The following is a 17,214-nucleotide window of genomic DNA, read 5'->3' as shown; positions in this document are numbered from 1 at the left end:
CCTAGTAGAAAGTATAAATATTAGTTATAGGCTTATCTAGACCAATTTTGAGGGAAAGAAAAAGGGATCAGACCAGCTAGTAAAAGTCAAGATATTTCTACTAGTTAGTCGGATCCCATTCTATAGGTATTTTTATTTCATTTAAAAATTCATTTTCATTATTAACTATAAAGCTGCTAATAATTGATGTAATAATAATATCTCCTCTTATTTGTAATTGTTTCATACTAATATATTCCTTTATTCTTAAAAAAGTATCCTTTATTCTATGGTGTGGCCCTTTATGGTAGGCTACTATACACATACCAAGCTGGTACTCCTGAACATTTGGATCATTAATAAATCGTTGATTAATTGGGATTGCTATCTTTTCCATATACTTATTTCTGGTGCAATGTAAATACTTTTCATTATGGATACATGATAAACCATGATTATGTCCAATTTCCGAATAGTTAGGATAATTATTAGTAAGCTCCAGTAATTTAGTTTCAAATTCATACCAGTCATTACTTGTTTGGCAATCTCCAATAATGCCATACAAAGAACCACAATTTTTGATTTGTATTTGTTTTTCCCCAGCCTCACTTGTGCCCTCTATGGTTTCTATAATATTCTCGATGTTTTTTGCCACAGCCTGCATTTTTTCGATTTTGTTTTCCATCTGTTTCCTTTGTGACCTAAGGGTTTCTAATGCTTCCTCAACATTATGGATATCCTTAAATTTTTTTATTTCTTCCAAAGACAATCCTAATATTTTGTAAAACTTTATACGATCAACATCTATAAATTGTTCTAGGGAATAATACCGATAATTGTTTTTATCGTCCACTATTTTAGGGGACAATATGCCAATTTTATCATAATATCTTAGGGTTTGAGCATCTATATTTTTGATCTTAGATATTTCCCCTATCCTATATCCTTTTTTCATGATGACATCAACTTCCTTCATTATATTTCAAATATTTTAAAAATATATTAGTATTTGCTATTGACTTTATAGTTACTATAAGGTTTATAATTTTTTTTGTCAACTAAATACGCATGAAGGAGAATATCAAAATATGCAAAAGCATAATTTACTAACGGGCAGCATACCAAGTCATATGCTGCGTCTAGCATTACCTTCCATAGCGGGTATGTTTTCATTTACTATATTTAATTTGACCGATACCTATTTTGTTTCACAATTAGGTACTAATGCACTCGCCGCTATGGGATTCACATTCCCCGTGGTTATGATAGTAGGAGGGATTTCAAGCGGTATGAGCAGCGGTGCTGCCTCACTTCTTTCCCGTGCAAAGGGTGCAAATGACCATCATCTAATGCAACGTATCGCTACGGATGGAATCTTGCTGTCCTTAATTTTTGTAATGTTCATTAGCCTTATAGGAATATTTAGCATGGATAAAGTGTTCACACTACTAGGAGCAGATTCCGACACCTTGGCCTTAGTTAAAGACTACATGCTAATATGGTATAGCTTTGTCGTCTTGGTAGTTACTCCCCCTGTCTGTGATTCATGTATGAGGGCAAGTGGAGACATGGTACGCCCCTTTATTGTGATGATCGTATGTTCAGTAGTCAACATTATATTAGATCCTCTTCTTATCCATGGGTATTGGATATTTCCAAGACTTGGCATACGAGGAGCTGCACTGGCAACCGTTATTGCACGTTTAATAGGTATGATCGTAACACTATCATTTACACATTTTCATCACCACTTACTGTCGTTTGAGTTTAATAGTAAGAAAGAAATCTTCGAATCATGGAAAAACATTTTAAAAATAGGCTTGCCTAGCATTACTGTGCTTTTTATGCCTCAATTATTACGTAGTGTGCTTACAGCATTGGTATCATCATCAGGTGGCACAGCCGCAGTCGCAGCAATCGCTGTGGGTACTCGTGTTGAAAGCTTTGTAACAATAATAACTGCAGGAGTAGGATTGTCTCTAATCCCTATAATTGGTCAAAATTGGGGAGCCGAAAATTATGATAGAGTATATACAACGAGAAAGATGGCTATAAAATTTGCATTAATATATGGAGTAATAGTATTTGCCCTATCTATTCCTCTGGCCAAGCCCGTGTCCCGTATATTTACAACCGACGAGGAAGTGGTATTATATAGCACACATTACCTATGGATAATGATATTTGGAATGATAGGTTTAAATATCACAAATTGGATGAGCCAAGCATTCACCACCATTGGACGCCCTATTTGGACTGTTGTGCTAAATGTCATAGGGATACTTGTCATAGTACTTCCCCTTGCAGTACTAGGAAAAATGATATATTCCTATATAGGCATACTTCTAGGCATTTGTCTTGGTCAAATACTGGTAGGTATAGGTGCTATTATATTATCTAAAAACAAGATGAATCCAAACACAGTTTCTTAATATCAATAAAGGTCGAAATCCTTTACAAAAATTTGTAAAGGATTTCGACCTTTATTGATATAGTAAAGTTTTAAATTTGTGGATATCGATGCCCATTAATTCTCTTCAAATGGATTCACATGAACCATACAATGCTTTACTCTTCTTATACCCTTCTCAATTTTGATATGTACATTTTCTGCTATATCATGGGCCTTCGACAGTGACAAGTCCTTGTTAACAGAAATCTCTAAATCAACATATAATTTATTCCCATGCATTCTTGTCTTTAAATCATCTATCTGAATAACACCTTCAGTTCCAAGTATTATTTTTTTTATATCATTTATGGTTTCTTGATCTGCCGATGAATCAATTAACTCCTTAACAGATTGAAGATAAATATCCATAGCAACCTTTGCAACAAATACACTAATAACAATCGCAGCTATAGAATCTAATATGGGATAGCCTAATATAGCTCCAGTAACACCTATTAAACTACCTATAGAGGATAATGCATCGGTTCTATGATGCCAAGCATCGGCGAGCAAGCCTGAACTTTCTATTTTTTTTGCCGCTTTAACCGTATATCTATACATCCATTCCTTAACTACAATAGAAAAAACGGCAGCATATATGGTAATTTTACCTGGAACAGTATAATCGCCTTGGGTAATACTTTTTATACCGTTATATCCCATAAATAATGCTGTTAAAAGCAAAATATTTGCAAGAATTTTTCCCATAACTGGTTCAATTCTCTCATGTCCATAGGGATGATTTTCATCATCAGCTTTACTAGCAAGCCTAATCCCTATTAAAGCAATAACCGTACTAAAAACATCGGACAATGAATGAAACCCATCCGCAATAATAGCATTACTTTTTCCTATAAATCCTATGATAACCTTTACTATTGATAAAATGATATTTGCTATTATTGTGATAAAAGATACTTTATTTGCTATTTTTATTTTTTCTTCCCTATTCATTCCTACACCCCCATAGTAACGAATTGTACATTAATACAAAGTTTCTTTTCAATTGATAATCCAATTTCTGACTATATATTATATTATAACGCTGTATTTTCTAATTTGCAACATCTTTTTCATTCGGAAATTTATTATCAATTGATAATGACATCTATTAAAATATGAATTATTCTATCAGTCCTATTTATTCTTCCCTAATATATCTAAACAACTACAAAAACTATCCACTATGATATAGTTTTAAAATCTTCAAAGTTATACCATATATATTATGACCTTAGCCAAGTCAAAATCATGCAATTTTCTAAGGTAATATTTACATGCATCATGGAGACCCAAATGGAAAAAATAATATTAGTTTTACATTATACAGTTAAAGGAGGTTATATAGATGTCCCATAAAAAAACCGATAGAAATGCTAGAAAAGCTTTAAATGAATTTAAATATGAAATGTCAAAGGAATTAGGAGCAAATGATTTTTCAAATAACAATGTAAATACTAAGAAATTCAATAAAAATGCAAAGAAGAGTATGCGTAATAGGAATGAATTTTAAGAATAAAAACCTCTTTCAATAAAACGAAAGAGGTTCTTACTATAGAAATCCCAACAAATCCTTTGCATTTTCACTCATCGAATACCCTATAAGCATTGGTTATTTGAAAAATCAAAATGCAGCTTTATAAGTGGGTTCTATATATATTATTTTGCGGCCTTTATCTCAGTCCAAATACGGTCATATACCTTTACCATTTCTCCTAAATCCCTATAAACTTCACATTTTTCTAGTATATCATCATCGGGATAAGCTACAGGATCATTAGCAATCTCTGGCTCTAGCATTTTCTTTGTTTCAGTATGAGGAGTTGAATATCCTATGAAGTTAGTATTTTTTAATGCTGTTTCCGTTTCACACATAAAGTTTATGAACATTTCAGCCTCTTTTTTATGCTTTGAGGTTTTAGGTATAACCATAGCATCAACAAAAACATTACTTCCTGTTTTCGGCACAGCATAGGCTAAATCAGGATTTTGTTCCATCATAAAAACGGCATCACCGGCCCATACTACTGCTAAACCTGCCTCTCCACCTATCATTTTATCCTTTACCTCATCAACAACATACGCCAACACCAATGGTTTTTGCTTTATAAGCTCCTGCTTTGCTTCTTCTAACTCGTCTAAGTTGTTTGTATTTAAAGAATATCCTAATTTTTGCAGTGCAACACCTATGGTTTCTCTTTGACTATCTTGCATAAGAATTTGCTTTTTATATTTCTCATCCCACAATACATTCCAGCTATCCACTGGTTCTTTTACGATAGTTTTATTATATAAAATGCCTACAGTTCCCCACATATATGGTACAGAATACTCATTATTCTCATCATATTCAAGGTTTTTAAATTTTTCATCAATATATTTATAATTAGGTATATTACTGTAATCCACCTTATAAAGCATATCTTCATCTATCATTTTGCTTACCATATAATCCGATGGGAATGCTACATCATAATTAACTCCACCTGGCTTTATTTTTTGATACATAGCCTCATTTGTTTCAAACATTTCATAATTCACATTGATACCATGCTTTTCTTCAAATTCTCCAATAACGCTTTCGTCAATATACTCTCCCCAATTGTACACATTAATCGTAACCTTTTTTTCTCCTTGACATGCTGCTAAAGAAACAATCACAAGCACAGCTAAAGAAATCAATACACATTTTTTCATCATTCTTTTCAACTAACATCTCCCTTTCCTTGTTGATTTTTATTGGTTCTATTATTTATTATTAAAAGCAATGCTAAAACCGTACCAAACATTAAGGTTGATAAAGCATTGATTTTAGGCTTTATTCCCCTTCTAGCCATGGAATAGATGATAATTGATAAATTAGATACACCGGATCCTGTAGTGAAAAAGCTTATAACAAAATCATCTATAGAAAGTGTAAAGGCAAATAGTGCCCCTGTAATTATTCCAGGCATTATTTCGGGTAGTATAACTTTTCTTATTGCATACCAAGGTGTAGCCCCAAGATCTAGGGCGGCTTCATATAAATTATTATCAAGTTGCTTGAGCTTTGGAAGTACCGACAAAATTACATATGGAATATTAAATGTAATATGGGCAATAAGTAAAGTAATAAACCCAAGTTGCAACTTTAAAAAAATAAATAAAATCATTAGCGAAATTCCAGTTACGATATCCGCATTAAGTACTGGTATATATGTCAAGTTCATAATAAGGTTTTTTTGCTTTTTATTCATCCTATGTATTCCTATAGCAGCGGCAGTTCCAATAAAGGTAGCAATAGCAGAAGAAACCACAGCAATACTTATAGTATAATAAAGGGCTGACATTATTTGAGAATCCTTAAATAATTGCCCATACCATTTTAATGTGAAGCCCCCCCAGCTGCCACGTGACTTTGAATTATTAAAAGAAAATGCTATTAGGATAAGGATAGGAGCATATAAAAATAGATAAATCAAAAAGCTGTAAAGCTTTTTTAAAAAGCGATTTACCACAATCCCACTCCTTCCTTGTCTTTATCATATTTGCTTAAAATGAGTGAACTAAGGAGTATCAACATAAGCATAAGCATGGATATTGCAGAACCAAAATTCCAATCTCCCGCAGTTAAAAATTGTTGTTCTATAAGGTTTCCAATCAAAGTAAACTGGCCTCCACCGAGCAACCTTGAAATTACAAAGGTGGTTATGGCAGGCATAAATACCATTATGAATCCTGAAATTACTCCAGGTAAGCTTAATGGAAGGGTCACCTTTAAAAAGACCTCTAATTCATTGGCTCCTAAATCTTGAGCTGCCTCAATGAGGTTTCTATCTATTTTAATAAGCACAGAATATATGGGTAGTACCATAAATGGCAAGAAGTTATATACCATACCCAATACTACAGCCCCATTAGTATACATAATATTTAGTGTAGGCAAGTGCAATAGCTTTAAAAATTTATTTATTAATCCACTTCGCTCCAAAAGACTCATCCACGCATAGGTCCTAAGCAAAAAATTCATCCACATAGGTATTACAAAGAATAAAACCATCATATTCCTATTCCGATTAGAAGCTTTTGCTATAATCATAGCCATAGGATAACCTAAAACTAGACATATAACGGTACTAATAAGGGCCAAATTGATGGAATGTATAAACACATTAATGTATAGAGGATCAAAAAATCGTTTATAATGCGCTAAAGTAAAGGTTAAGCCTGAATCATCTTTGTAGGTTATGCTATAGGATAATACCAAAAATATTGGAACTACGATAAATAGTATCATCCATATCATATAAGGATAGGTAATTAATTTATTCTTCATCTATTACCCTCTCCTTTTTCATGATATGTATATCATCTGGTTCTATTATAAGTCCAGCTTTTTTACCTACTGGTGCAATTTTAGTGCTATGTATTTTAAACAAGTGATTACCAGTTTTTATAAGTATTTCATAATGAACACCTTTAAATATCACGGATTTTACCATCCCCACTAACATTCCTTCATCAGGAGCTACTACTTTTATATCTTCAGGACGAATAACTACATCGACGCTTTCTTTTTTCTCAAAACCTTCATCTACACATTTGAATTTACATCCTGCAAATTCAACTAAGTAGTCTTCATGCATTATACCATCAACGATGGTACTTTCTCCGATAAAATCAGCAACAAATGCATTTTCAGGTTCATTATAAATATCCTCTGGAGTACCTATCTGCTGAAGTCTTCCATCCTTCATGACTATGATTGTATCAGACATAGTCAATGCTTCTTCCTGATCATGGGTAACAAAGATAAATGTAATTCCAAGACTTTGCTGTATACGTTTAAGCTCAGTCTGCATTCCTTTTCTTAGCTTTAAATCCAATGCCCCTAGGGGTTCGTCAAGCAAAAGAACATCGGGCTCATTTATCAATGCTCTAGCAATGGCAATTCTTTGTTGTTGTCCACCACTCAGTGAATTTATCGAACGTTTTTCAAATCCATTTAAGTTCACTAAGCACAACATATCTTTGACCTTTTTATCCATAAGCTTCTTATCCATCTTCTTCACCTTTAGCCCGAATGCAATGTTATCATACACATTCAGATGGGGAAAAAGAGCATATTTTTGAAAAACTGTATTTACCTTTCGCTTATAGGGTGGAAGATCAGCAATATTATTGTCTTCAAATAAAATTTCTCCCGATGTGGGATACTCAAACCCACCTATAAGTCTGAGTGTAGTAGTTTTTCCGCAACCACTTGGTCCAAGTAAAGTTATAAACTCATTTTTACGCACACAGAAATTTACATCTATCAATGCTTTATGTCCTCCGAAATTCTTATAGACATTTCTGAGCTGAATAATATTTGGGGCCATCTATCTACCTCCTTAAATTAATCATAATTAAGTCTTACACCTGTAGAAATTCCCAAGTGAATATTAATTTATACATATTTAAAATCCACGGGGATTCGTAAAAAGTCTTTTATATATAAATTAAAGTTTCCCATGGAATTTCTATATAAATATTTATAGTATATACGAATACACATTTATACTAAACTTTTTGTTTAGATTAACTAAACATATCCAGAAGAATTATATATGATTTTGGCCCTAATTGTCAATATAAAATAGGTATTAATATATAAGTTTTTTGAGTATTTGAAAGTGATGCACATAGCTTAGTATTCCATATAAAAAATGATGTATTTGTTTAAAAATATTAACTTATTCACAAAATCCAAATATTACGAATAGACTATATTATGACTTTTTTTGATGGGAGGATATCCAGTTGTATCATAAAGTAATGGACATACAAAATGTATCTAAGACATATCACACATTAGATGGAGAAACCCTAGCTATGAGCGATCTTTCTCTATCGGTCTATGAAGGTGAAATAGTATCTATAGTTGGACCAAGTGGATGCGGTAAAAGCACTCTATTATCTTTAATTGCAGGGCTTATCAAGCCATCCTCTGGTAAAATTTTAATAAATGGCGAAGAAGTAAAAAAATATGATAAGAAGATAGGATATATGTTTCAAAATGACAATCTTTTTGAATGGCGTACTATTCTTAAAAATGTGCTTATTGGACTAGAAGTACAAAAAAACCTAACACAAAAAAACATATCAAAGGTCGAAGCTTTGCTGACAACCTATGGCCTAAAGGATTTTAAAAAACATTATCCAAGTCAACTTTCAGGAGGTATGAGACAAAGAGTAGCCCTAATAAGAACATTATCAACGGAGCCTGAAATACTTCTCCTGGATGAACCCTTTTCTGCACTAGATTATCAGACACGACTTAAGGTAGCCGATGAAGTGGGCACAATACTTAAAAGGGAAAGGAAAACAGCGGTTTTAGTAACCCACGACATAGCAGAAGCTATATCTACAAAAAGACAAAAAATCCAAGTCAATATATCTACGAATAAACATTTATCTTCCCTTCATTTCTTCTAAAACCTTTTCTAGCACATATCCTTTATACTCCACTGGCAAATCATCTATTCTTGCCATAATTATCTCTCCTAAAACCTTGGCTATTGATTCCTCCATATTTTCTCCCCTTGGGATATTTACCTTGACCTGTATATCCTTTGCCATCTTCCTGCCTCCCTTTAAATAAATAATATTATAGAATGAGCTTGTTCTATTCATTTCCTTGTAATAATATCTGAGCATATTCTGTATTATTTAATAAAAAGAAAATCAATCTCAATTTCATATTTAAAAGAGGTGATAGCTATTTCTGTTATAGCTATATATTCACGCAAATCCAAGTTTACTGGTAAGGGGAATTCTATTCAAAATCAAATTGAATTATGCAAAGAGCATGGAAAAAAGCACTTTTCAGTAGAACACTATCTGATATATGAGGATGAGGGATATTCTGGAGGAAATACTAACCGTCCCATGTATAAGAAAATGCTCAAGGATGCATTGGAGCATAAGTTCGATGTGCTGATATGCTACCGTCTAGATCGTATAAGTAGAAATATATCTGACTTTTCTGGACTTGTGGAATTACTTAGGGATAACGATATAGATTTTGTATCCATACGGGAAAGCTTTGACACATCAACCCCAATGGGCCGTGCTATGATGTATATAGCTTCTGTCTTCGCTCAACTGGAAAGGGAAACCATATCAGAACGAATAAAGGATAATATGTATCATCTAGCCAAAACCGGAAGATGGCTTGGGGGCAGAACACCTACGGGCTTTAAAAGTAAGCAGGTAGAATATTATGATAATGATGATAACAAAAGAAATATATATGTATTAACTGCCATACCAAAGGATTTGGAGCTAGTTAAAGCTTTATATAATAAATATCTTGAATTAGGCTCACTTACAAAGCTTCATCAATGGACCTTGGAGAACAACATAAAAACTAGAAGCAATAAAGCATTCGACAAAAGCATATTGAGGTTTATACTTTCAAATCCAGTCTATACTATTGCTGATAAAGCAATATACGAATATTTTTCTCTTCTTCACTCTAAAGTAGCTAGTCAAAAAGAGGATTTTGATGGTATCCATGGATTAATGGTCTATAATAGACATAATGAAAAGAAGAATAAAGTAATAAAAAGACATGAATCAGAATGGATAGTTTCAGTAGCATTACATAGGGGGATTATATCCTCTGAACATTGGATAGCAGTACAAAACCTACTAAAAAGCAATAGTAGAAAAGCTCCTCGGGCCGGTACTGGAAGAACTGGACTAATTACAAATTTACTTAGATGCCAATGCTGTGGCTCTAAAATGGGAATATCTATATCTCGCAAAAAAAATGAAACCTACTATTACTATAAATGTATGGCAAAGGAAAAATCTAGAGGTGCAAAATGTAATGTTAGCAATCTCAACGGAAAAACTGCCGATGAATTAATACTCAATGAAATAAAAAAATTTAAATTTAATAAAAGAGACATATATAACAATCTCTACAAAACAAGAAAAACTCTGGATTCCTTATCCAGTAAAGAACTAGCCAGTATATATACCAAGGAAAATAAAATTAATTACTATAAAAACTGTATAAACAACTTAACATTAAGATTATCCGAAACTGAAAACTCCAAGGCTTCAAAATACATAATCAATCAAATAGAAAAATTTGATAATGAGCTTTCAAAACTAAAAAATAATGCAAAACATACAAACGAAAATATTAGAACAATAAATACTAAGGAAAGAAGCTTAAAATTAATATTAGACCTAATAAACAACTTTCCAAGCAATCTTGATGCCTTAAATTTTTTAGAAAAGAAAAAGCTTATCCATATGTTGATTGATGGGATAAGCTGGGACGGCCATATATTGACCATAAACTTTGTAGATATATGATTTTTAAACTACATGTAAAGATAAGCAATTTAAAGGTTTAATATATTTTTATAGAAAGTAATTATCCAATTTGCTCAATTACTAATTTATTTGGTGTTTTTATATGTTATAATCATTATTATCTGTAATTGCCATGTTCTAAAGAAGGGTGGAATGTAGATGCTTAATGGTTTAAGTAGTGTATTAACTATCTTTATGATGATAGGTACAGGTTTTCTACTTACAAAGAAGGGTTTTTTAAATAAAGACACCAGTAAGCTTTTTTCTAAGATTGTTGTAAATGTCTCTTTACCTTTAATGATGATTGTAAATATTCCAATGCGTTTTAGCAAGGAAAAGCTATTTAATTCATTAAACGGTATAATAGTAGCTTTTTTATCTATCCTTATAGCATTTTTAATAGCCGTAATTATAGCACGCATTTTTAAGATTGATGAGGAAAAAAGGGGAATTTTTTATGTAATGTTTGCTTTTTCAAACTCAATTTTTATCGGCCTTCCTGTGAATCTTTCATTATTTGGCGAGGATAGCGCCACCTATGTATTCCTCTTTTACCTTGCTAATACAAGCCTATTTTGGACCTTAGGAGTGTATAACATAAGAAAAAACGGCTCAAATATAGATAAAGCTTTTTCTAAAATGGATTCCCTTAGAAAAATCTTTTCTCCTCCATTTCTAGGATTTATAATCGGAATACTCCTCGTGCTTGTAGATATACGATTACCTGATTTCATGATAAATTCCTTTAGATATATTGGAAATCTAACTACTCCTTTATCTATGTTCTTTATTGGTATAGTTATATGCTCAATAAATATTAAGGATATGCGGCTGGATCTTACAAGTGCTTTAATCCTAATTGGAAGATTTTTAGTAGCTCCATTTATAATGTTTATGTGCCTTAAGATATTTGAATTACCTACTTTACTAGGCAATGTTTTCATTGTAGAAGCAGCTATGCCCATAATTACCCAAGCAGCTTTGGTCTCAGAATTTTATGGCGCCAACTCCAAATATGTTTCATACATGGTTGGACTTTCAACTGTTTTAATGATTTTAATCATTCCGATCTATTCACTTATTTTAATAAGATAAAGGGATCTCTCAGAACTAAAATTTCTTCGTTATTTGAAATTTTAGTTCTACTAATCCCTATTTACTATCTTAAATCTAGTATCCTCTAGTTTAAAATTATCCTTGAGTCCAGAAGTCATATAAACCTCTGAATCCCTAGTTACAAATACAGCATCTACATTCCCTAGCCCTTCAATAAGCTCCATACCTTTTTCAAGTCCTAGGGCAAAGGCAGATGTAGATAGGGAATCGGCATCTATTGAACTATTTGCAATTATTGTGATCCCCACAACATTGTTTTCCACAGGATATCCTGTATGTGGGTCCAATATATGATGATACCTCTTACCATCTTCTTCAAAATATCTTTCATATACCCCAGAGGTAACCACAGTTTGATCCGATACCCGCACTATGCCTAAATACTCTCCCCTTTCTGACAATGGATTTTGAACGCCAATTTTCCATCCAGTTCCATCGGGCTTATTACCATACGCAAATATATTACCTCCGAGATTGATAATTGCATGCTTCACATTATTGTCTTTAAGTATATCCACAACTTCATCGGCTCCATACCCTTTGGCAATTCCACCCAAATCCAATATCATACCTGATTTCTTCAGCATAACGCTTTTTTCAGACTCATTTAAAACAACATCGTTATAATCTACCCATATCTTCTTGTTTTCTATTTCCTCCTTATTAGGAACCTTTGCCTTGTCCGTTCCAATCCCCCATAGTTTGACTAGTGGTCCAATGGAGATATCAAAACGACCCTCAGATAACCTGGAAAAATGCTTCCCACTCTTTATTACATAAAAGGTATCATCGGATACCTTAACAAAATCCTTTCCAGCATTTGAATTAATAGCTATGACCTCACTATCATCGGCATTTATGGTCATTCTATTTTCTATTTCTCTTAGTCTAGCAAATGCCTTGTTAAAGACTTCTTCAGTAGCATTATCATATAACTTTATAGTTACTACTGTTCCTAAAACGAATTCTGTTTTAGCAACTGGCTCATTATTTACCCTAGCTGAACAACCAGAAACAATTAGAATTATTGATACTATCATAAATAAAGCTGCTATTATTTTTCTTTTGATTACCATATAAGTTCCTCCATCTAAAAAACATATACTTTTCCCACACCATATTATAACACATAAATAAAGTCATATAACAAGGCTTTATGGACTTTAAATTTCACAAGAATCCCTATAAATTTTCTGTCTTTTCATAGATATACCAGAAGCTATATCTATGGCAGACAGAGTTATTGTACTTTCAAACCGACCCGCGAGGGTTAAGTCTATACATGAGATAGAATTAACTTTAGATATGGATAGAACCCCTTTAACCTCCAGGAAGGCACCTCAATTCCGAGAGTATTTCAACATCATCTGGAAGGAGTTAGATATACATGTCTAAGACCAATTATTCAAAGGAACATATTGATTTTTTGCAAGATATAAAAAGAAAAAAAAGACTTATCTTTATTACCCAGATATCTATACTCATTATATTTTTTGCTTTGTGGGAATTGCTGGCTAAGCTTCAACTAATAGATACTTTTCTCACCAGTTATCCATCACAAATGTGGAAACTATTTTTGAAGCTATCCGCCGATGGTTCATTATTTATGCATATTGGAATAAGTGTCTTTGAAACAATTGTAGGATTTGTCTTAGGGACTATTTTGGGAACACTAATAGCCATACTTTTATGGTGGTCGGATTTTATTTCCAAAGTGCTAGACCCATACATGGTTATCCTAAATGCTTTACCTAAAACCGCATTAGCACCAATAATCATCGTTTGGGCAGGTGCGGGAATATGGGGTATTATAGTTACTGCACTAATGATTTCCCTAGTGGTTACGGTTCTAGGAGTATACGGTGGCTTTAAAGAGGTGGAGCCCGATAAAATCAAGATGCTTGAAACCTTTGGAGCAACTAAATATCAAATATTGCAAAAGGTAATAATCCCCGCCAGCATACCCACAATAATAAATGCCCTTAAGATAAATGTAGGCTTATCCTGGGTAGGGGTAATAGTAGGAGAATTTTTAGTTTCAAGAGCTGGTATTGGTCACCTTATAGTTTATGGAAGTCAAATCTTTAAGCTGGATGTTGTTATGACTAGTGTAATTATATTGGCAATTTTAGCGGGATTGATGTATCAAGGGGTAGCCTATATCGAAAAAAAATTATTAAGCTGGCGTCAGTGATATGGGAGGTGAAAAAGTGTATTGCTACACAATCATTAATAATCTGAATTGTGTGTTAACGGAACTTGATTTTTGGTCTAAAGCTTCAAAGGAACATCATACATTCATACTTAAGTTTGCTGATTGCAGAAATATTAGATTGAGTCATGATTTAATTACGGAAATCAAAAAATCTAGACAATGTTTTAAAGAACTAAATGAGGAAATAAACGATATAATTGCGGAATGTGAAAAAGGTGCCCTTCAGAATTATTATCAAAAGCTAGTTAAGGAAATCATACATCTACTTCAAAAGTTCATTAAATGTGATAAGAAGTTTATAGCTATCTTGAAGGAACTACAAACAATATCCAAAAGGGATGATATCTGGCAAACATTAATAGAACATATCATTCATGAACAAAAATATTCATTTAGATTAATGAAAAACTTTAAAAAACAGCTTCAATAGTATATTTGATAGTCTAACGGGCAGGATTACCTGCTCTTATTTTAATGGGGTATATTATATATATTCATAAATTTTTATGAATATAATTTATCAAAAATTTCAAAAATTGTGGTCTAGAACACAGAATTTAATTCATGCATTAATTTATAATATTCTTAATATTGATAGGCCTATCATACTTGCTTACTAAATTACCCTAATTAATAAGCATACATAAATAAAAATTTAAGGAGGGACTGATACATGTTAAAGCTTATAGGTGTTCTCATCATATTAATTGGCTTTATAAAGAAATATAACACCATAGCGGTGGTTCTTGTGGCCGGTATAGTAACTGGCTTAGTTGGAGGACTTGAATTTGTTAAAATTCTTAATATTATTGGAACTGCATTCGTAAAAACAAGATATATGTCACTGTTCTTATTAACTTTACCTGCAATAGGAGTTTTGGAAAGATATGGACTAAGGGAATATGCTTCTAAACTTATTAAATCAATAAAATCGGTTACAACTGGAAAGGTTTTAACTGTATATACATTTGCTAGAGAAATGGCTGCTGTTTTTTCCCTAAGGTTAGGTGGTCATGTTCAATTCATCCGTCCTTTAGTACATCCAATGGCCCATGGAGCCGCTGAAATTAATTTTGCCGAGGTTGGTGAAGAGGAAGAAGACATCATAAAGGGATATTCAGCCACAGCGGAAAATATAGGAAACTTTTTTGGACAAAATGTTTTTGTTGCATCAGGGGGTGTACTACTAGTTGTTAGTACATTAGAAGAACTTGGGATACAGGTTATACCCCTTGATGTATCGAAGGCCGCTATTCCTATAGCTATTTTAGCATTTATATACGCTTTAATTCAAAACTATCTACTTGATAAAAGGCTTGAAAGAAAACTAAATAGAAAAGCAAACAATATTGAAGGAAAGTAGGTGTAGCTATGAAGTCAATGTTATTAGAAATATTTTATGTACTTGCAGGACTGGTATCTATAGCAGCTGCAATATACGCTTTAAAGGATAAAAAGCATCCTGCTCCAAAAGGTACTGCTACTTTCTGGGGAATCTTCGGACTGATATTTATAATAGGTAAATACCTCCCACCAGCCTTAGTTGGTTTACTTATACTAGTTATGGGATGTTTAACTGCAATAAATAAAGTTACATTTGGGTCTTTAAAGAATTCAGAGGAACCATTTAGACAGAAGGAAGCCAATAAACTGGGATACAAACTATTTATCCCCGCATTAACTATAGGTATAGTTGCCTTTTCCGTTGCTCAATTTTTACCGGATTTAGGGGGACTTGTTGGGTTAGGATTTGGTGCAGTTCTATCCATATTATTTTGCCTAGGAATCACAAAATCTGCCCCTTCTAATTTAACCTATGATGGCAGTCGCTTGTTACTCCAGATAGGTGCAGCTAGTATACTACCTCAGCTATTGACAGCTTTAGGCGCATTATTTAAGGCTGCCGGAGTTGGTGAAGTAATTGCTAGTGGAATCGGAAGCATCATTCCACAGGGCAATATACTAGCAGGAGTAATCGCATATTGTGTAGGAATGGCGGTTTTTACAATGATTATGGGAAATGCTTTTGCAGCTTTTGCAGTCATTACTACGGGTATTGGAATGCCCTTTGTATTTTCCCAAGGAGCTGACCCCGCTATAGCTGGTATATTAGGATTAACAGCTGGCTATTGTGGTACACTGATGACTCCAATGGCAGCAAACTTCAATATAGTTCCAGCCGCCGTTTTAGATACCAAAAACAAAAACAGAGTCATCATTTCACAGGTTCCATTCGCCCTAGCACTGTTTGTTACACATATAGTTTTAATGTATGTATTGGCATTTTAGATAAACCCCATATTTATGACATAATTTTCTTATCATTATATTAAGGCAGTTATTTAACTGTCGTAAGGAGCTGATAATTTGAAAGTATTAATAACAGGATTCACTCCATTTGGTGGCGAAAAGATTAATCCTTCCTATGAAGCAGTTAAGCTTCTAAACGATGAAATAGCTGGAGCTAAGGTTGTTAAACTAGAAATACCAACTGTATTTAATAAATCAATTGAAGCCTTAGATAAAGCCATTGTAGCTGAAAACCCCGATATAGTTATGTGCATTGGACAGGCTGGAGGAAGATTTGAAATCTCAGTTGAAAGAATCGCTATCAATATGGATGATGCAAGAATCGGGGATAATGAAGGAAATAAACCCGTTGATGAAGCCATCTATCAAGATGGTGAGAATGCTTATTTTTCAAGTCTACCTATAAAAGCCATGGTGAAAAGGATTAGGGAAAATAATATTCCTGCAAACGTGTCTAATACTGCTGGCACCTTTGTTTGTAATCATATAATGTATGGATTACTTTATCTAGCAAATAAAAAATATCCAAATATAAAAGGTGGATTTATACATGTTCCATACATACCACAACAGGTAATAGATAAAAAAAACATGCCCTATATGACCTTAAATGAAATAGTAGATGGATTGACCTATGCAATAGAAGCTGCGGTAGAAAATAAAGAAGATATAAAGTTGTCCTGTGGTAAAATCTGCTAGAGTATGCTCGTAAATGAGTGCTACCTAGGGAATACTCCAAAACACTTCGTACTCCGAAGTGTTTATTTTTTTCATATGACTAAAACAATCT

The 17,214-nt window shown here is 33.1% G+C and carries 18 protein-coding genes and 1 pseudogene; 11 read left to right on the top strand and 8 right to left on the bottom strand.

Annotated features, from left to right (window positions below; genetic code table 11):
• Positions 1–100: 100 nt before the first annotated feature.
• Complete coding sequence (locus N4A68_01955) at positions 101–934, bottom strand: helix-turn-helix domain-containing protein (GenBank protein MCT4563084.1); 834 nt, start codon at positions 932–934, stop codon at positions 101–103.
• Positions 935–1,067: 133 nt separating this feature from the next.
• Here N4A68_01955 and N4A68_01950 point away from each other — a divergent pair, with 133 nt between their 5' ends.
• Positions 1,068–2,411 carry an MATE family efflux transporter gene (locus tag N4A68_01950; protein MCT4563083.1) on the top strand — a complete coding sequence of 448 codons (1,344 nt, stop codon included), beginning with the start codon at positions 1,068–1,070 and terminating at the stop codon, positions 2,409–2,411.
• Between the two features lie 95 nt (positions 2,412–2,506).
• On the opposite strand, the gene N4A68_01945 is transcribed toward N4A68_01950, so the two are convergent.
• Positions 2,507–3,385: a cation diffusion facilitator family transporter gene (locus N4A68_01945; GenBank protein MCT4563082.1), complete on the bottom strand. Its 879-nt coding sequence runs from the start codon at positions 3,383–3,385 to the stop codon at positions 2,507–2,509.
• Positions 3,386–3,779: 394 nt separating this feature from the next.
• Here N4A68_01945 and N4A68_01940 point away from each other — a divergent pair, with 394 nt between their 5' ends.
• On the top strand, positions 3,780–3,944 hold the full coding sequence (locus tag N4A68_01940) for an alpha/beta-type small acid-soluble spore protein (GenBank protein MCT4563081.1): 165 nt from the start codon (positions 3,780–3,782) through the stop codon (positions 3,942–3,944).
• A gap of 146 nt (positions 3,945–4,090) precedes the next feature.
• Here N4A68_01940 and N4A68_01935 read toward each other — a convergent pair whose 3' ends face one another.
• From N4A68_01935 to N4A68_01920, 4 genes are read right to left on the bottom strand one after another with little or no spacing between them, the layout of a single operon-like run.
• Positions 4,091–5,131, bottom strand: coding sequence for an ABC transporter substrate-binding protein (locus N4A68_01935; protein ID MCT4563080.1), 1,041 nt, complete (start codon positions 5,129–5,131; stop codon positions 4,091–4,093).
• A 5-nt stretch (positions 5,132–5,136) separates the two neighbouring features.
• Positions 5,137–5,928 (bottom strand): ABC transporter permease, encoded by a 792-nt coding sequence (locus N4A68_01930; GenBank protein MCT4563079.1) that lies wholly within the window; start codon positions 5,926–5,928, stop codon positions 5,137–5,139.
• Positions 5,922–6,746, bottom strand: coding sequence for an ABC transporter permease (locus N4A68_01925; GenBank protein MCT4563078.1), 825 nt, complete (start codon positions 6,744–6,746; stop codon positions 5,922–5,924). The genes N4A68_01930 and N4A68_01925 overlap by 7 nt, the downstream gene beginning before the upstream one ends.
• Positions 6,736–7,791 carry an ABC transporter ATP-binding protein gene (locus N4A68_01920; GenBank protein MCT4563077.1) on the bottom strand — a complete coding sequence of 352 codons (1,056 nt, stop codon included), beginning with the start codon at positions 7,789–7,791 and terminating at the stop codon, positions 6,736–6,738. Before N4A68_01920 ends, N4A68_01925 begins: the two co-directional genes overlap by 11 nt.
• A 436-nt stretch (positions 7,792–8,227) precedes the next feature.
• Between N4A68_01920 and N4A68_01915 the strand changes: the two genes are divergently transcribed.
• Entirely contained in the window at positions 8,228–8,887 is a 660-nt protein-coding gene (locus N4A68_01915; GenBank protein ID MCT4563076.1) for an ABC transporter ATP-binding protein, read from the top strand.
• Here N4A68_01915 and N4A68_01910 read toward each other — a convergent pair.
• On the bottom strand, positions 8,864–9,031 hold the full coding sequence (locus N4A68_01910) for a hypothetical protein (GenBank protein ID MCT4563075.1): 168 nt from the start codon (positions 9,029–9,031) through the stop codon (positions 8,864–8,866). The genes N4A68_01915 and N4A68_01910 overlap by 24 nt on opposite strands.
• Positions 9,032–9,163: 132 nt before the next feature.
• Here N4A68_01910 and N4A68_01905 point away from each other — a divergent pair, with 132 nt between their 5' ends.
• Positions 9,164–10,783 carry a recombinase family protein gene (locus N4A68_01905; protein MCT4563074.1) on the top strand — a complete coding sequence of 540 codons (1,620 nt, stop codon included), beginning with the start codon at positions 9,164–9,166 and terminating at the stop codon, positions 10,781–10,783.
• Positions 10,784–10,942: 159 nt separating this feature from the next.
• Positions 10,943–11,878, top strand: coding sequence for an AEC family transporter (locus N4A68_01900; GenBank protein ID MCT4563073.1), 936 nt, complete (start codon positions 10,943–10,945; stop codon positions 11,876–11,878).
• Positions 11,879–11,928: 50 nt separating this feature from the next.
• Here N4A68_01900 and N4A68_01895 read toward each other — a convergent pair whose 3' ends face one another.
• On the bottom strand, positions 11,929–12,975 hold the full coding sequence (locus tag N4A68_01895; GenBank protein ID MCT4563072.1) for an FAD:protein FMN transferase: 1,047 nt from the start codon (positions 12,973–12,975) through the stop codon (positions 11,929–11,931).
• A gap of 130 nt (positions 12,976–13,105) precedes the next feature.
• Between N4A68_01895 and N4A68_01890 the strand changes: the two are divergent.
• The 6 genes and pseudogenes from N4A68_01890 (at position 13,106) to pcp (ending at position 17,123) form a co-directional block, all read left to right on the top strand.
• Positions 13,106–13,294, top strand: a pseudogene (locus N4A68_01890) (spermidine/putrescine ABC transporter ATP-binding protein).
• The gene (locus N4A68_01885; GenBank protein ID MCT4563071.1) at positions 13,287–14,093 is read left to right on the top strand and encodes an ABC transporter permease; all 807 of its coding nucleotides are present in this window, start codon (positions 13,287–13,289) and stop codon (positions 14,091–14,093) included. The pseudogene N4A68_01890 and the gene N4A68_01885 overlap by 8 nt, the downstream one beginning before the upstream one ends.
• Positions 14,094–14,109: 16 nt before the next feature.
• On the top strand, positions 14,110–14,544 hold the full coding sequence (locus N4A68_01880) for a DUF2935 domain-containing protein (GenBank protein ID MCT4563070.1): 435 nt from the start codon (positions 14,110–14,112) through the stop codon (positions 14,542–14,544).
• A 243-nt stretch (positions 14,545–14,787) separates the two neighbouring features.
• Complete coding sequence (locus tag N4A68_01875) at positions 14,788–15,477, top strand: DUF969 domain-containing protein (GenBank protein ID MCT4563069.1); 690 nt, start codon at positions 14,788–14,790, stop codon at positions 15,475–15,477.
• 8 nt (positions 15,478–15,485) lie between these two features.
• On the top strand, positions 15,486–16,403 hold the full coding sequence (locus tag N4A68_01870) for a DUF979 domain-containing protein (GenBank protein MCT4563068.1): 918 nt from the start codon (positions 15,486–15,488) through the stop codon (positions 16,401–16,403).
• 78 nt (positions 16,404–16,481) lie between these two features.
• On the top strand, positions 16,482–17,123 hold the full coding sequence (pcp, locus tag N4A68_01865) for a pyroglutamyl-peptidase I (protein MCT4563067.1): 642 nt from the start codon (positions 16,482–16,484) through the stop codon (positions 17,121–17,123).
• Positions 17,124–17,214 lie beyond the last annotated feature (91 nt).

The organism is Maledivibacter sp., from assembly GCA_025210375.1.
Taxonomy (GTDB): Bacteria; Bacillota; Clostridia; order Peptostreptococcales; family Caminicellaceae; genus JAOASB01.
The sequence above is the reverse complement of the archived record's forward strand: the minus strand, read 5'-3'. Positions and strand labels throughout refer to the sequence as shown.

Excerpts from the sequence above, each read along its gene's own strand:
- N4A68_01955 (MCT4563084.1), bottom strand. The coding sequence starts at position 934 with ATGAAAAAAGGATATAGGATAGGGGAAATATCTAAGATCAAAAATATA.
- N4A68_01950 (MCT4563083.1), top strand. The coding sequence starts at position 1,068 with ATGCAAAAGCATAATTTACTAACGGGCAGCATACCAAGTCATATGCTG.
- N4A68_01945 (MCT4563082.1), bottom strand. The coding sequence starts at position 3,385 with ATGAATAGGGAAGAAAAAATAAAAATAGCAAATAAAGTATCTTTTATC.
- N4A68_01940 (MCT4563081.1), top strand. The coding sequence starts at position 3,780 with ATGTCCCATAAAAAAACCGATAGAAATGCTAGAAAAGCTTTAAATGAA.
- N4A68_01935 (MCT4563080.1), bottom strand. The coding sequence starts at position 5,131 with ATGATGAAAAAATGTGTATTGATTTCTTTAGCTGTGCTTGTGATTGTT.
- N4A68_01925 (MCT4563078.1), bottom strand. The coding sequence starts at position 6,746 with ATGAAGAATAAATTAATTACCTATCCTTATATGATATGGATGATACTA.
- N4A68_01920 (MCT4563077.1), bottom strand. The coding sequence starts at position 7,791 with ATGGCCCCAAATATTATTCAGCTCAGAAATGTCTATAAGAATTTCGGA.
- N4A68_01915 (MCT4563076.1), top strand. The coding sequence starts at position 8,228 with ATGGACATACAAAATGTATCTAAGACATATCACACATTAGATGGAGAA.
- N4A68_01910 (MCT4563075.1), bottom strand. The coding sequence starts at position 9,031 with ATGGCAAAGGATATACAGGTCAAGGTAAATATCCCAAGGGGAGAAAAT.
- N4A68_01900 (MCT4563073.1), top strand. The coding sequence starts at position 10,943 with ATGCTTAATGGTTTAAGTAGTGTATTAACTATCTTTATGATGATAGGT.
- N4A68_01895 (MCT4563072.1), bottom strand. The coding sequence starts at position 12,975 with ATGGTAATCAAAAGAAAAATAATAGCAGCTTTATTTATGATAGTATCA.
- N4A68_01885 (MCT4563071.1), top strand. The coding sequence starts at position 13,287 with ATGTCTAAGACCAATTATTCAAAGGAACATATTGATTTTTTGCAAGAT.
- N4A68_01875 (MCT4563069.1), top strand. The coding sequence starts at position 14,788 with ATGTTAAAGCTTATAGGTGTTCTCATCATATTAATTGGCTTTATAAAG.
- N4A68_01870 (MCT4563068.1), top strand. The coding sequence starts at position 15,486 with ATGAAGTCAATGTTATTAGAAATATTTTATGTACTTGCAGGACTGGTA.